General features: G+C 31.2%; 15 protein-coding genes. 10 read left to right on the plus strand and 5 right to left on the minus strand.

Translation table 11 applies throughout. The features are described 5' to 3' along the window. Positions 1-44 precede the first annotated feature (44 nt). The 5 genes from K8354_RS18090 to K8354_RS18110 form a co-directional block, all read right to left on the minus strand. The gene (locus tag K8354_RS18090) at positions 45-2,450 is read right to left on the minus strand and encodes a helix-turn-helix domain-containing protein (protein WP_223444133.1); all 2,406 of its coding nucleotides are present in this window, start codon (positions 2,448-2,450) and stop codon (positions 45-47) included. A 404-nt stretch (positions 2,451-2,854) separates the two neighbouring features. Beyond that, positions 2,855-3,403, minus strand: coding sequence for a YbhB/YbcL family Raf kinase inhibitor-like protein (locus tag K8354_RS18095; RefSeq protein WP_223444135.1), 549 nt, complete (start codon positions 3,401-3,403; stop codon positions 2,855-2,857). A gap of 1,861 nt (positions 3,404-5,264) precedes the next feature. Then, on the minus strand, positions 5,265-5,750 hold the full coding sequence (locus K8354_RS18100; RefSeq protein WP_223444137.1) for a hypothetical protein: 486 nt from the start codon (positions 5,748-5,750) through the stop codon (positions 5,265-5,267). 84 nt (positions 5,751-5,834) lie between these two features. After that, positions 5,835-6,905: a response regulator gene (locus tag K8354_RS18105; RefSeq protein ID WP_223444139.1), complete on the minus strand. Its 1,071-nt coding sequence runs from the start codon at positions 6,903-6,905 to the stop codon at positions 5,835-5,837. Positions 6,906-6,912: 7 nt separating this feature from the next. Then, the gene (locus K8354_RS18110) at positions 6,913-9,909 is read right to left on the minus strand and encodes a PAS domain-containing sensor histidine kinase (protein WP_223444141.1); all 2,997 of its coding nucleotides are present in this window, start codon (positions 9,907-9,909) and stop codon (positions 6,913-6,915) included. 185 nt (positions 9,910-10,094) lie between these two features. Between K8354_RS18110 and K8354_RS18115 the strand changes: the two genes are divergently transcribed. The 10 genes from K8354_RS18115 to K8354_RS18160 all read left to right on the plus strand — a co-directional run bounded on the left by K8354_RS18115 (position 10,095) and on the right by K8354_RS18160 (position 15,972). Beyond that, entirely contained in the window at positions 10,095-10,814 is a 720-nt protein-coding gene (locus K8354_RS18115) for a peroxiredoxin (protein ID WP_223444143.1), read from the plus strand. 142 nt (positions 10,815-10,956) lie between these two features. Next, positions 10,957-11,166, plus strand: coding sequence for a YgaP family membrane protein (locus K8354_RS18120; protein WP_223444145.1), 210 nt, complete (start codon positions 10,957-10,959; stop codon positions 11,164-11,166). A 10-nt stretch (positions 11,167-11,176) separates the two neighbouring features. Then, entirely contained in the window at positions 11,177-11,395 is a 219-nt protein-coding gene (locus K8354_RS18125) for an SHOCT domain-containing protein (protein ID WP_367890409.1), read from the plus strand. 172 nt (positions 11,396-11,567) lie between these two features. Further along, entirely contained in the window at positions 11,568-12,440 is an 873-nt protein-coding gene (locus K8354_RS18130; protein ID WP_223444147.1) for a cupin domain-containing protein, read from the plus strand. A gap of 50 nt (positions 12,441-12,490) precedes the next feature. Beyond that, the gene (gene atpD / locus K8354_RS18135; RefSeq protein WP_302850519.1) at positions 12,491-13,960 is read left to right on the plus strand and encodes a F0F1 ATP synthase subunit beta; all 1,470 of its coding nucleotides are present in this window, start codon (positions 12,491-12,493) and stop codon (positions 13,958-13,960) included. Between the two features lie 13 nt (positions 13,961-13,973). Next, positions 13,974-14,363: a F0F1 ATP synthase subunit epsilon gene (locus K8354_RS18140; RefSeq protein ID WP_223444149.1), complete on the plus strand. Its 390-nt coding sequence runs from the start codon at positions 13,974-13,976 to the stop codon at positions 14,361-14,363. A 3-nt stretch (positions 14,364-14,366) separates the two neighbouring features. Next, the gene (locus tag K8354_RS18145) at positions 14,367-14,693 is read left to right on the plus strand and encodes an AtpZ/AtpI family protein (protein ID WP_223444151.1); all 327 of its coding nucleotides are present in this window, start codon (positions 14,367-14,369) and stop codon (positions 14,691-14,693) included. Positions 14,694-14,703: 10 nt separating this feature from the next. Then, complete coding sequence (locus tag K8354_RS18150) at positions 14,704-15,006, plus strand: ATP synthase subunit I (protein WP_223444153.1); 303 nt, start codon at positions 14,704-14,706, stop codon at positions 15,004-15,006. Further along, entirely contained in the window at positions 14,990-15,691 is a 702-nt protein-coding gene (locus K8354_RS18155) for a F0F1 ATP synthase subunit A (RefSeq protein ID WP_223444155.1), read from the plus strand. Before K8354_RS18150 ends, K8354_RS18155 begins: the two co-directional genes overlap by 17 nt. A 71-nt stretch (positions 15,692-15,762) precedes the next feature. After that, complete coding sequence (locus K8354_RS18160; protein WP_254713061.1) at positions 15,763-15,972, plus strand: F0F1 ATP synthase subunit C; 210 nt, start codon at positions 15,763-15,765, stop codon at positions 15,970-15,972. The last annotated feature ends 3 nt before the right edge of the window (positions 15,973-15,975 follow it).

A 15,975-nucleotide genomic window follows, 5' to 3' on the forward strand; every position in this document is an offset into this window, starting at 1 on the left:
TTGATTCTATTTTTCAACAAATTTACTAGAGGTCATCACACGCATTATAACTCCATAGACATTAAAACCATTTTTAACTCCATATACGAAAAACTAGCATTTACTTTTTCTTTTAAGGCTGTTAAACCTTTTACTTCTCCTGCTTCTTCTATCTCATTACGGATTTTTTTATAGCGTTTTAACTCCATTAATTCTAAAACATCTATTTCTCCTAGCGGGATAAAACTGGCCAAATGATTTTCTATAGTTCCGGCTGTTAGGCTTCTTTCTTTGGCAATTTCTTTAATGGACAAACCCGATTTAAACAACTCAAAACTAATTTGTTTTGTCGATTTTTTATCTTCTTTCTGCTGCTCATTCAACTTGTTAATGCCGTTTTCTTTGCAGTAACTTTCAATAGCTTCTAAGATTTCTTCTCCGTATTTTTGTACACGAATTTTTCCCATTCCAGAAATTTTCAACAAAGCAGCTTCAGATCTTGGCAAGTCATCACAGATTGCATACAACGTTTCTTGTGTAAAAATTTGAAAATGAGCAATTCCTAAAGATTTTGAAATATCGTCTCTTAATTCCCTTAGTCTTAATGCTAAAATAGGATCTCTTTTAGAGGCAACTTGTTTCTTTTTGGTCGGTTCCATTTTTTGTAAAACCGCTTGGGCCCTTACATGTAAATAATCTTGTACTTTAAAACCACTTGACATTTTTTGAAGCGCAAATAATTTTTCTTCTAGCTTTTCTTGAAGTGTATCAAATTGTTTTGAAAAGTCTTTTTTTACGGCTTTATTATCTGTTGAAAATGAAATAGCATTCAAAGGTTTTTCAATGTTATTTTTAGTCTGATTTAGAAAATAAGCAATCGCTTTTGTAAATCGTTCTTGAATTTGAGAACTTTTTTCTGGCAACACATTCTCCGCTGCGAGTGCATTCAATTGATTTTTAAATCCGTTAGAGACTTTCATCAAAGCAACAACACCATCATCTTTTAAGGTTTGCAAATGATCAATAACATCACCTTTTATACTGGTTCTATTTTTATAAAAAATATCAATTAAACGGGTTGTTGGATATAAGAAAGGTTGATAATCTAACAATTCTGAAATTAAATTTAGTTGAAATTGCTGTTCAGATTGGTTTAAAATTGTTTCATCAGGATGATTCTCTTCAACACTTTCATTAAAAATACTCACCGTTTTATCATTGATAATGGCATTGCTAGAAATGGGTGTTTTCAAAACCAAACCCTCTAAAGAAGTACATCTGCTCAGCGCTACATACGTTTGCCCATGCGCAAAAGATGCTTCTGCATCAATTACGGCTCGCTCAAAAGTTAATCCCTGACTTTTATGAATGGTAATTGCCCAAGCTAATCGTAACGGTATTTGCTTAAAAGAGCCAATAATTTCTTCTTTTAACTCTTTGGTTTCATCATTAATAGAGTAATTAATATTATCCCACATTTCTTTTTCTGTAACAATTTCATCAACTTCTTCGCCACATTGCACATGCACAGTTTCTTTAGTAATCTTGGTTACAATTCCTATTTTTCCATTAAAATATCTTTTCTCTTGTGATGAATCATTTTTGATAAACATTACCTGAGCGCCTACTTTAAGTCCTAAGGTTTCATCATTCGGAAAAGCATTTTCGCTGAACTTCCCAGAAACCTCTGCCTTAAAAAAATAGCTTTTATTTTTGAGTTTATTAAGTTCAGAATTGTTGATTAAATTAGCTCTGTTATTATGCGTTGTTAAGGTAATATACCCCTCTTCTTCGGTTGGCGAAAATGTTGGATTGTAGTTTTTATTTAAAATTTTAGCCGATTCATTAGACAAGGTATTTGTTCTAATTTCATTTAGAATTTTAATAAAATCTTCATTTTTCTGACGATAAATATGTTTTAACTCAATAGAAACCACATTTGCTTCTAGATACGCTTTAGAACTAAAAAAGTAAACGGTATCATAATGTTGTTGTAGTAAACTCCATTCATTTGGTTTTACAACAGGTGCTAATTGTTGTAAATCGCCAATCATTAAAACTTGTGCGCCACCAAACACTTTATTTCGGTTTTTATACCGTCTCATTACTTGGTCTATACCATCTAATAAATCAGCACGCACCATAGAAATTTCATCAATAATGACTAAATCTAATGATTTTATAATATCAATTTTTGTTTTTGAAAAACGACGTTGTGGTTGGTTATTCTGAATCTGATTTGGTAAAATAGGACCAAAAGGCATTTGAAAAAACGAATGAATCGTAACTCCTTTTGCATTAATTGCGGCGACACCCGTTGGCGCAACAATAATCATTCTTTTTAAAGATTCTTTTTTAATTTGATGTAAAAAAGTAGTTTTTCCGGTACCTGCTTTTCCGGTGATAAAAAGATTTCTATCTGTTTTTTCGATAAAGTTTAAGGCGAGTTCTAATTCAGGATTTTTTGACATTCTAGCTTTTTTAGGCAAGATAAATAATTAAAGAATTTCAAAAAGAAAAAACGTGCTATATTTCTGAAATTTCGTGTTTTTATTTGTGTTTTCTTATGGTATCAAATTATAATATACTCCAAAAATAGTGTGTCAAAATAAAATGGATTAATTTCGTTAAGCTTATTTAAAAGTTCTTTTTTCACTACTGTTTCAATTTGCAGAAAATCCTCATCAATTAAATCTTTAGGTGATGTGTTTTTCTAGGAAACATTATGTATAAAAATGAATATAAAAGTTTTATAAATTTAGGAATTTCCATTGGATAGCATTTTTTTATTTTTTTAAAGGTAATTATTCAAAAGCAATCCTACAAAAAAATCCCAAGCAAAAGCTCAGGATTTTATAACATAGTAAAACAAATCTTATTTCTTATAATATGTTACAATCGTAGATTTTGCTAAGGTATTGTTCCATAAATAATAACCTACAATGGCAGGGTTTGTATTTTCATCTAAACCAAGCTTTTCAGTTTTTAAGGCATACACTGTAATTTCATATTTATGAAAACCGTGCCCTTTTGGCGGACAAGGACCTCCAAAGCCTTTTGCGCCATAATTAGTAAGACTTTGTATGGCGTCTTTTGGTGCTAAATTTAAAGTGATATTTCCAGCATTTGTAACCAATTCGTTGATGTTTTTTGGAATATCAAAAACTACCCAATGCCACCAACCACTTCCTGTGGGCGCATCAGGATCGTACATGGTTACTGCAAAACTTTTAGTTCCTGCTGGTGCATTTGCCCAAGAAAGTTGTGGCGATGTATTATCGCCTTCACAGCCAAAACCATTAAATTCTTGTATTTTTGTTGCTTGGCCACCTAAATCATTACTTGATAATGTAAATGTTTTTTGACCCCATAAAGTATTTGAAAATGCTATTAAAAGAATGAATAGTATACTTAATTTTTTCATGATATATTGATTTAAAATCTATCACAAAATTAAGGATAAAGCTTGTTATATTCAACTTTATAAAGTTTTAAAAGCAGTTCTTTTACCAATTTAATTTATGAAGTTGTGTATTATAATCAAATTATTTTTTTGATTCTTTACAATAAAAAGAAATAGCATAGCCTTCCTTTCTATTTCAATTTAAAAAGAAACCATAAACGAATGCTATGCTTTATTTTTCTATGTTCTACAAAGAAAAAAATCATCATTTTATATTACAGTAATTTCAAACCAGGATTGGTATAAAATACTTTTTTATAAAAAAAATAGTCCAACTGACCTAAGTCACTTCCCAGGCTATAAAGCCCATGTATATTTGTAGTGTAATTAAGAAAACAAGTTCTTTGAAATTATTAAAATATAAATTTTTGGACAGCAATGTTCATTGAATTTTGAAGGGATAAAACTTATTTTAAGCGGTGCGATATATGTTTCTTTCAATAGAAATATAGAAAGAGCAAGTACTCTTAAACTACATTTTATTTCTTTAAAGCAATCGAAACATTTCGGTGTTTTGATTGCTTTTAAAATGATTTTTGTTTGCAGTAATGTAGCAGAAATCTTATGAAGTAATTAGCATTTTTATTTTAAAAGTCCGTTTGTAAAACTCTCTAGATATAGATTTTTTAACTAATTGGTATTGCTAGATAAAATATTATGAACTTCATAGAAAACGGAAAGTTAAGGCTTTCCGTTTTTACTTTTTATGAGAACATATAGAATTTAAAAAAATATATTACCAGTTATTGTTTCAAATTATTAGAAAATAAAATGATAGATGGTACAAGAGTCAATTGGGGGATTGGATCGGTATGAAAGGTAACTTTCATATCATTAATAGGCTGGAGGTTTTTTATAACCTCCAGTTTTTTAATACATAGGCAATATGTCAAGTTTATATTTTTACTTTATAGAATCTTCTTTTTTTGTGTCACAAAATGGAAATTAAATAGGGTATTATTTAAAAAAAAACACCCTAACTGACCCAGATCAGTGTCTATGCTTTAAAGCCCATGTATATTTGTAGTGTAATTAAGAAAGTAAGTTCTTTAAAATTATTAAAATATAGATTTTTGGATAGCGATGTTCAATGAATTTTGGAGTTATAAAACGCATTTTAAGTGTTGTGATATATATTTTTAGCAATAGGAATATAGAAAGGGCAAGTATTCTTAAACTACATTTTATATCTTCGAAGAAATCGAAACATTTTTGTGTTTCGATTTCTTTAAAAAAATGATTTCTGTATACAGCAAAGTAGCAGAGGTTTTATGAAGTGATTGGCATATATCTTTTAAAAATCCTTTTGTAAAAAGGCTCTAGAGATAGAATTTTTTAAATGATTGGTGTTGCTAGATAAAATAATAAGAACTTCATAGAAAACGGAAAGTTTAGGCTTTCCGTTTTTACTTTTAAAAATTTAAAAAATATAATACCAGTAATTTTAAATAATAAATGGTAGAAAAGGCAATAAGAGTCAATTGGGGAATTGAATCTGCATAATTTTTTTTATGCCACCAAAAAGCTGGAGGTTTTTTATAATCTCCAGCTTTTGTATGTATAAAAGTTACGTTTTTCCAATCATTAAAAATGAACTTCAAGAGTAATACCAATTTATCGGTATAATTCCGTGTACATAAATTGAATTATTTTTTGATTCATTGAAATGAAAAAAGAATGAGCACTGCCTTCGCTACGGTCATTTTTTTAATAAAAAGTAAGCGAAAAAGAAACGATTTATTACGGCATTATATATCTAAAATGTTATGAGTTTATATCTGGTAATGATGCTAAATTGATCATGCTATGAAAGCCATACCATTTAAGTTAATAACGCTTCTATTGCAGCCAATTCACTACTTCTTCCTCGAATAATTAAACAATAATTATCATTTTTTAATGCAGAGAAATAGCTTTTAAATTCCTTTGCATCAATACCTAATCCTCTAAAAATACCAGCAAGACCTGCTGGTAAAGAAGCGAGTTCTTTTTTATTAACTTTATTAAGAAATACAGGGGTTAGATGCCCCGCAATAAACAAGGAACCAAGCTCTGGGTTATAAAAGTAGCCAAACTCAAATTCCTTACCTAAAATGTCTCTTAATTGCTTTTTTATATCGGCAATGATTTTTTCAACTTCCTTTTTAGTAAGTGTTTTACGGGTCGTTATTTTTCCTAAAATGGATATTTGAAGCGGTACCTCCATTTTTTGAGCAATATTTTTTATAACCTTCCTTATTTCTGATAAATTTGGATATGTTTTAATAATAAATATTTTTTTTGTTTTTTTATTTTCTCCAGAAGACATAGTATAAATATTTATATAGATTTATAGCATTGAGAAATGAATCTTAACATTCCCTTTTTTCAATAAAAATAGAACATCAATATTTTATCCAAACATCGCAATGTTGTTCAAATATTTAGGATTTTCTATATAGATTTCTCTGTGCACACCAAGAGTTACTAAGTTTTCGTCTTTAAAATCGGTTAGCATTCTAATGGCAGTTTCAGTAGCCGTACCTATAAGACTCGCTAAATCTTCTCTAGAAATTGAAATTCCTTTATTATCAGAATGATAAAGTATTTCTTTTTTAGATAAATCTACAAGCACTTTTGCCAAGCGCTGTCTAACGGTTGCAAAAGCCATGCTAATTAGTTGTTCCTGAAGTTCTACAATATCATTAGAAATCATAGAAATAAATTTATTCGAGATCAATTTATCCCCAAATAATAAGGATTTAAAATCTGTTTTAGGTATTTCAAACAAACTTGTGTCTTCTAAAGCAATGGCAGTATCTCTATAAGATCCTGCATCAGAAAGCACAGAAAGTTGTCCAAAAAATTGTCCGGGTCCAAATAAGCCAGTTACCAAACATTTACCAGATTCTGTAGTTTTATAAGTTTTTATGACTCCTTTTTGAATAAAATAGAGTGCATGTGCCGTATCACCTTCCATAAAAATAGTGTCTTTTTTCTGAAAGTTTATAACATCTCTATTTTCATAAAGGCTTTCGATTCCTTCATGCATAGATACTTCATTAAAGAACTGTTTAACTCCTGCTAAATCTTTAGAAAATTCTTTTTTAAGAAAGCTATGTTTTTTGAGTCTAGAAGCCACTGCTTCTAATAATTCGTTTTCTTGAAAAGGCTTTTTAAGATAATCATCAGCGCCTAGGTTCATTCCTTTTCTAACATCTGTTCTTTCTGTTTTAGCGGTTAAAAAAATAAAAGGAGTCCTAGCTGTTTTTTTGTCTTTATTTAAATTTAGCAATACGTCATAACCATTCATTTTTGGCATCATAATATCACAAATAATAATATCAGGTTGAAATGATTTTGCACTTGCTATACCATTATCTCCATCTGAAGCGGTGCTAACTTGATAGTTGGCTAGTTCTAATATTTCTGCTGTATTTTCTCGGACATCTTGGTTATCTTCAATGATTAAAATTTTTTTCATAATTAATTTATTTAGTTGTTTGGTTAATTAATTTAGTGGGTCGTTTAGTTAGTTTTGGCCACTTTATTAAAAAAGTAGTGCCTTTATTAATAGCGCTTTTAAAGCTAATAGTGCCCCCCATAAGGTCTACGTATTGTTTTACAATATTAAGACCTAGTCCTGTTCCTTCAATATTTTGTACATTTTTTGCTCTAAAAAAACGTTCAAATAATTTGTCTTGTTCTTCTTCAGGAATACCAATACCTAAGTCTTTAACTTCTAGAGATACAAAAAAGTCATTTTCTTTAATTTTAATAATGATATCTGTATTTTCTGGAGAATATTTTATGGCATTCGATAGCAAATTCATTAAAATATGACTCACTAGTTTTGGGTCTAGGTTGATGAAAACAGGTTTTATGGGTGTTGAAAAAATGATGTTTTTACCTCTATTTTTTGTGATAGATACTTCTTCTAAAATTGTTTTAGAAAGCGCAACAAAATCAAAGAGTTTATTATTTGTCATTAATTTTCCTTCCTCTAATTTGCTTAAAGACAAGAAATCATTTAAAATAATAACCAATTGTTTTACATTTTTCTGTATTTGATTTACATATTTTTCACGCTTTAATTCATATCCAACTTCGTTTTGTTTAGCAATAAGAATTGCTGATGTTTGAATTGCACTTAAAGGTGTTCTAAATTCGTGAGAAGCCATAGAAACAAAACGAGATTTTAATTCATTAAGTTCCCGCTCTTTTTCTAATGCTTGTTTGGTGTCTTTTTCTATTTTTTTTTGAGCAGTGATATCGTTATAAACAAATAATGCACTAGAAATTATACCTTCTTTATCAATTAACGGCGAGGTGTTTGCTGCAAAATATTGATTTTTATACCTTATTTCGAAACTAAGATGTTCTCCGCCTATGGTCTTAGAAATATCTTGTTTTAGTTTGGTTTTTTGTTCTGTAGAAAAGATAGGAAAATCATCTATAGTTGTGTCATGAAAAATGATAGTATCTAATTTTAAGGGTTTAACAGATGCGCCTTCGATAAGAATTATTTGAAAATTTCGGTTAAAAACAATGATAAATCCATTAGGAAAATTTTTAGCAATTGCTGAGGATAAATATTTACTAGCAGCAGCAATTTTCTCCGCTGCTAGCGTTTCTTCTATTTGGTCTTCTAAACTTAAATTAGAGGTTACAAGCTGTTTTGCGGTAATTGTTAATTCTTCGGTTCTATTTTCTACTTTTTTCTCTAATTCTTTAGCATATTTGGCAAGTTGATTTCTACTGACTTCCAGTTCTTTTTCTAGTCTTTTTTCTTCTGTAATATCGATTCCAGAACTAATAACACTAATCGGATAATTGTTATGATCTCTTATAATTCCGTAGCGCCATTGAATAATTCGTTCTCTATTTCCTGCCAAAACTTTGTTTTCGTAGGCATCAATTGGTGCAATCTCACTTTTTATTACTTGGTCAAAAATTGCTGATAATTTTTTTCTATTGCGTTCTGGTATAAAATTATTGAACCAGTTTTTACCAATAATTTCATGATGTAAAACTTGTAGAACCTCGCATGCCTTTCGGTTGGCAAATTCTATTTTATGATTGGCATTTATAACCAAAAAAATTGAGGAAGCGGTGTTCATATAGCGATATAATAGCTCCTTCTCTTTTTTGAGTTCTAATACTTTTTCTTCTAATTCTAGAGCCTGCTGTTCTAAAGCTCTTTTATTCTCTTGTAATTCAATGCCCTTGTTATGTGCTTCAATAGCGATACTAGCTAAATGACTCAAGTCTAAAAGAATTTTTTTTTCTTCTTTTGAAGCTTTTCTTCCATCCTTACTGTATATCGTAAATCTGCCTAAAATATTTTTGGTAGAAGAAAGAATGGGAGACGAACAGCATACTTTTAGATCATTTTTTAGAGCAATTTCTTTATGACCCTCCCAAAGGATCTTTTCCTCTGTTTTGGAAACAAAAATCTCCTTTTTTAAAAATTCAATAGTACCAAAAAAATCTTCTTTTAACTCAGTAGTACTATCTTCAGTATTACCCGGAATGTTTTTTGTTAAATGTGCAGATGTATAATTGTGTAGCACTTTATTTTCTTTATCTAATACTAAAATAGACGCTAAACAATTTTTAAAATGATCTTCAATAATTTTTGTGATTTTGGTAGAAATTGTTTTTAATGATTGATTTTCAGCAATTAGCTCAAGTATTTTTTGGGTATGATTTTTAAGATTTTCTTGTTTTACTTTATTCGTAACATCATTTTGTACTCCAATATAATTAGTTAAAATATTGTCTTCATTAAAGACTGGGGTAATACTAACGTTATTCCAAAATAGTGTCCCATCTTTTTTATAATTACGGACAATAACATTGCATAATTGTTCATTCTGAATCGCATTTTTTATAACGCTAATAGCCTTTTGATTAACATCATCTCGTTGTAAAAAAGAGCAATTTTTATCAAGTACTTCTTCTTCTTTATATCCTGTTATTTTTGTAAAAGCAGCATTGCAATAAATAATAGGGTTGCCCTTTTTTTGAGCATCAGTAATCAAGATACCATTACTAGTAGAGGCCAATGCGTTATTTCTAATACTAAATAAAGTATCTTGTTTTTTTTGTGCAGTAATATCAACTACAAACGCAATAACAGCTTTTTTCCCTGCAATTGTTGTTGGGCTTAAACTAATATTTACAGGAAATTGAGAGCCATCTTTCTTTTGTCCCCACAACTCTAAATGTTGTGTCCTTGTTCTTGGGTTGGGCTTCGTAATATAGCCTTCTCTATGATTTTGATGTATTTTTTTAAATTTATTCGGAATAAGAATTTCTATTTCTTGGTTTTCAAGTTCGTCTAGATCATAGCCAAAGAGTTTTGCACTAGCCAAATTGGCTTTTATAATACAACCATTAGCATCTACTACCAAAATACCTTCCACTGATGACTGAAATATATTTTTAAATAATTCTATTTCTATATCTTGAAGTTCTTTATTCATTTTCTTTTTTAGTTATTAAAAAGACCAAATGTATACACAAGATACATAATTTAAAATGATCTAGGTCATGTTACAGATTTCATTTTTAAATGTTTACATCTACTGATCTAGATCATTTTAAAAAATTACCAATAGCGGTAGTTTTGATTTCAGTAATAATTTTAGTTAAAACTAATAGTAGAACAATGGAAACGATTCAAGAAAAAGAGCAAATTTCGGCAATGCCAAGAATAGGAGATAAGGCTCCTAATTTTAAAGCAACAACAACCCAAGGAGATATTAATTTCCCTGAAGATTATGCAGGTAAATGGGTAATTCTGTTTAGTCATCCGGCAGATTTTACACCTGTTTGTACTTCAGAATTTATAACGTTTGCAAATCTTGAAAGTAAATTTAACGAGGCTAATTGTTTATTACTTGGTTTGTCTATTGATGGTTTATATAGCCATATTGCTTGGTTGCGCACCATTAAAGACAAAATAGAATTTAATGGAATAAAAAACATGGAAGTCAAGTTTCCTTTAATAGAAGATATTTCGATGACAATAGCTAAAAAATATGGAATGGTACAGCCTAACGAAAGTAAAACTCAGGCGGTCCGAGCTGTATTTTTTATAGATCCAAATGGTATAGTTAGAGCGCTAATTTATTATCCTATAAGTCTCGGAAGAAATTTTGATGAAATTTATAGAGCATTAATCGCCATGCAAACAGCAGACGCATTTAACATAGCTACTCCAGCAGATTGGCAACCAGGAGATGATGTCATTATTTCGCCTGCAGGATCTTGTGGTGTTGCAGAACAAAGGATGACTTCTAGTGATGAGCTAGATTGTAAAGACTGGTTTTTTTGTACTAAAAAATTAGACAAACAAGAAGTGTTAAGCACTATTTTAAAAAAGTAAAATAAACCAAAGAATAGCTAAAAAATTGATTATCAAAAGCTAAAATAATGTTTTAAATGATGAAAATTTTAAACTGATTGGAGTGGATTTAAAATGAAAAGGAAAGTGGAGAGATTAAAAATGAATGTAAAAATCCTAAGTTATGACAAAAAATATGGGGATACCAGATCGAATTACCAGAGTAATACTCGCTACTATTCCGCCAGTATTAATCTATAATGATATAATATCGGGTGTTTTTGCTATGGTATTATTAGGAATCACAGGTTTTTTTTTGATAACAAGCCTATTTGGTTTCTGTCCGTTTTATACTTTTTTTGGAATAAGAACAAAGAAAAAAATAGAAGATTAAAAATAAAGATATGATGAATAATGAATATTACAATTTTTGGGGAATGCATTTAATATGGTGGTTTCTTTGGATCATTGTTTTGTTTTGGATTTTTGCAACACCTTATGACATTCCGGGGCAAAGAACAAAAAAAGGGACACCATTAGATATTTTAAAGAAGCGATTTGCTTCAGGAGAAATCAATAAGGAAGAGTTTTTAGAAAAGAAAGAATTGATTGAAAATAACTAGATCAACGATTAAATTGAAAACTTATTTATGAAGAAGAGAGGCTTCAAAGCAGGTATCTTTATTTTAAAATTTCTTGCTATTTAGTTTTTTATAGAAGCAATTACTTTCTAATTTCTTGCGGTTTGGTGCACTATTTTTTTATTAAGAATAACACAATTAAATATAGATTAAAATGGAAATAAAAACAATAGAAACACTCATTCTGGCAATCAATACATGTACTAAAAAACATGCGGCAAGCTGTTATTTAAATATCATGAAAAACATAGAAATTCCGTTGAATAGATGGGAGCGCCATTTTAAGTTTAGAGAAGATCGGCCAGCAAGAGTTCTTCTTTTTGAAACCAATGAGTATCAGTTAATTTTATCTTGCTGGGAAAAAGGTCAGGAAGGTTCCATACACGATATTGATTCTGAAGAAGTATGGATACACCCAATAACTGGGCAGTTTATAGAAGAGCGGTATCGGGTATCAAAAGGAAATAATAAAATTGAAAAAGTAAGTTCAATTGTACTAAATTCTCAGAGTTATTCGTACATGCAAAAATCAAAAACTATTTACAGATATATTAATGCTTATGAATATCGTTCCGTTTGTTTGCATCTATATTCTAAACCCGTTGTGGAAAGGAGAGAATATGATGAAAAAACCGGACGAGTGCACCTCGTAGAACAAGTATTTGACAAAAAAGTAACAGAATACGAGAACTTAAGAGATTCTATACTTCAGAAAGTTGATTATACAACAAGTGCGTTAAAGTATATTCAAAAGTTACATCCATCACGAAAAGAAGTATCGGCAGAGATTTTATTTAAAGGTGATGAAGGCATCAACCAAAGTATACATTTAGCAAAAGATGCAGAACTATCAAAACATCAAAGTAAAACACCTGCTTTATTAATGTGTGTCATTGGAGAAGTTCTATTTCAAAACGAAAACGCAGTTCAAGAAACCTTAAAACCGGGTCAGTATGTGCATATAGCACCAAATGTTCAACATTGGATTTATAGTGTTCAGGACAGTTATTTAATTTTAATGAAATAGAAAACGTAACATCTAATAAAAATAATATTCATCAGTCAATTACTATAACCTTGAAAAACAATCTAAATATTGGTAAAGTAGCCAGCGTTCGTGGTAGCGTTGTAGATATTTGGTTTCAGGAAAATTTACCTGAAATAGATACACTTTTGCTAGCAGGTAAAGAAAACCAAATAAAAATAGAAGTATTTAATCAGCTTAATACTACTCATGTGCGCGGCATTGCGTTAACGCCTACCCAAGGTCTTGCTCGCGGCATGGCGGTTACATCAACGGGTAAAGAACTTTTGGTGCCTGTTGGTAAAACAATATTAGGTCGCATGTTTGATGTATTCGGAAATCCGATTGATCAGAAAGAAGCACCAAAAGAGGTAACTCTAAAATCCATACATCAATCACCGCCACCATTATCAAAACGAGCAACCAAATCCGAAATTTTTCTTACTGGTATTAAAGCAATCGATGTTTTAATTCCTTTAGAACGTGGTGGTAAAGCCGGGTTGTTTGGGGGTGCAGGAGTTGGTAAAACAGTATTACTTACCGAAATTATTCACAATATGGTTGGGCATGACGATGGTATAAGTATGTTTTGCGGAATTGGAGAGCGTTGCCGAGAAGGAAACGAATTGTATAATACCATGAAAAATGAAGACCTTTTAAAAGATATGGTGCTTTTGTTTGGGCAAATGAATGAACCTCCTGGAGCACGTTTTAGAGTTGGGCATGCAGCGCTTACAATGGCAGAGTATTTTAGAGATGAAGAACATCGAGATGTGTTGTTATTAATAGACAATATCTTTCGGTTTATACAAGCAGGCATGGAAGTTTCTGGCTTAATGGGGCAAATGCCCTCTCGACTCGGTTACCAACCAACCATGGCAACAGAGTTGGCAGAATTACAAGAACGCATTGCGTATACAGATACAAGAGCAATTACCTCTATACAAGCAGTTTATGTTCCTGCGGATGATTTAACAGATCCTGCTGCCGTACACACATTTTCGCACCTTTCTGCTTCAATTGCGCTATCAAGAAAAAAAGCGAGCGAAGGTTTATATCCGTCGATAGATTTATTACAGTCTAATTCAAAAATGACCTCTCCAGAAATTATCGGCAAAAAGCATTACAAATTGTCGCAAAAGATTCGAGAAACTCTTGCCCAATACGAAGAATTAAAAGATATCATTGCTATGCTTGGTATGGAACAGCTATCTGTAAAAGACCGCAACGTGGTAAATCGTGCAAGAAAACTAGAACGCTTTCTTACACAACCTTTTTTTGCAACAGAACAATTTAGCGGAATTAAAGGCAAGCAAGTAAGTTTAGAGGATGCTTTAGATGGATGTGAGCGAATTTTAGCAGATGAATTTAAGGACTATCCCGAAAGTGCTTTTTATATGATCGGTTCTATTGATGAGGCCAAAAAACCTGAAAATAAAAACCTAAAAAGCGAAGAAAAAATGCATAAAATAGATACAAATAAAGAGGAGGCAACTACCCAAGAGCCCGCCGTAAATCCATAGAAATTTAAAGAAAATGAACCTAAAAATATTGTTGCCATATAAAGTATTTGCAAATCTTGAAGATGTGAGTAGCATTGTGTTTGAAACCAGTGCAGGTTCTTATGGTCTTTTACCACAGCGGCTAGATTGCGTTGCAGCATTAGTTCCGGGTATTTTAACCTATAAAATTAAAAATGAAAAAGCAAATTATGTAGCGGTAGATGAAGGCGTGATGCTGAAAGCAGGTGCACAAGTTTTAGTATCAGTTCAGAATGCTTTTGGTGGCGAAGATTTAGGAAAACTAAATGAACTTATAAAAACTGATTTTAGTAATCGAGATGAAATAGAGCGAGAGGCCAAAACCGTTATCGCTAAATTAGAAAGAGGGTTTGTGTACAGCTTTGATAAGTTTCGAAATCATTAAGAAATGAAATCGAATCAATCAGATAAAAAAGAAGATTTTTTTAGTAGTGAGGTCTCTAAAAAAGAACAGCGTAAGTTAAAAGCTTTGCGCAATAAAAATTCGGTCTGGTTTGGCTTAGGATTAATGGGAATGGTAGGTTGGTCTGTGGCAGTGCCATCATTGGCAGGTGCGTCTTTAGGTCTTTGGTTAGATAAATTGTATCCGCAGTCTTTTTCATGGGCATTGACCTTGTTATTGGTGGGTATTATTATAGGAGGTGTAATTGCTTGGTATTGGGTACTTAAAGAGAATAAAGAAATACATAAAAATAAAGATGATAGTGATGAATAATGCAGTAATAATGATTTTAATTTTTTTAGCAGGAGTAATATTGGGAATAACATTCTATGGCGGACTTTGGTTTACGGTAAAAAAATCTATCACAGCAAAAAGACCCACAATGTTGTTTTTAAGTAGTTTTTTTATACGAATTGGCATTACCGTAATTGGATTTTATTTGATAGGTGGTCATAATTGGCAGTATTTTTTAGGATGTCTTCTAGGCTTTATTGTAGCAAGATTTGTTGTGTTTTACATCACTAAAACAATAAATATAAAACAGTTTAATTTAACGAGAGAAAAAATTCATGGAACTCAGCCCTGATCAAACTATTTTTTGGCAATATGGCTTTATCACCATAAACCTAACCCTTGTAACTACGTGGGGTATTATGCTATTGTTAATTGTTTCTGCTAAATTGATTACCCGAAAACTAAAACCAGATATTCAAATTTCTCTTTGGCAATGTTTTTTAGAAATGATTGTAACAGGGATTAATAAGCAAATAAAAGAAGTAGGTTTAGAAAAACCCGAAGAATACATAGGCTTTATCGGTTCTTTATTTCTGTTTATTGGAGTTGCTAATATTTGTATCATTTTTCCGGGCTATATACCACCAACCTCGTCACTTTCTACAACGACAGCATTAGCATTATGTGTTTTTTTAGCGGTTCCGTTTTACGGCATTAGTAAACGTGGGTTTTTAGGCTATCTCAAATCTTTTTTACAACCCACATGGATGATGCTTCCGTTTAATATAATAAGCGAAATCTCAAGAACCTTGGCATTAGCAGTGCGTTTGTTTGGTAATGTGATGAGTGGTGGTATGATTGTCGCAATTTTGTTGAGCATCTCTCCATTTATTTTCCCTGTCATTATGAATTTATTGGGTTTACTGACGGGTACCGTACAGGCTTACATTTTTGCAATTCTTGCTACGGTTTATATTGCTGCTGCAGTTAGAGTCGGGAAAGAAAAAAATAAAACTAAAGAAATAATAACATCATAAATTATAAGAAAATGGATAGTACAACTATAATTGCAATGGCATCCATCATCACCGCAGGTTTTACAACGGCCATTGGATGCATGATGCCGGCCATCGGAGAGGGTAAGGCAGTATCGTCAGCTTTAAATTCAATAGCGCAACAGCCCGATGCCGCGCCCACTATTACGAGAACACTTTTTGTTGGACTTGCTATGATAGAGTCTACGGCGATATACTGTTTTGTATTATCAATGATATTAATTTTTGGGAATCCGTTTTGGAATCACATTCTAGCTCAATAATAA

The sequence above is a fragment of the Polaribacter litorisediminis genome (assembly GCF_019968605.1).
GTDB lineage: Bacteria > Bacteroidota > Bacteroidia > Flavobacteriales > Flavobacteriaceae > Polaribacter > Polaribacter litorisediminis.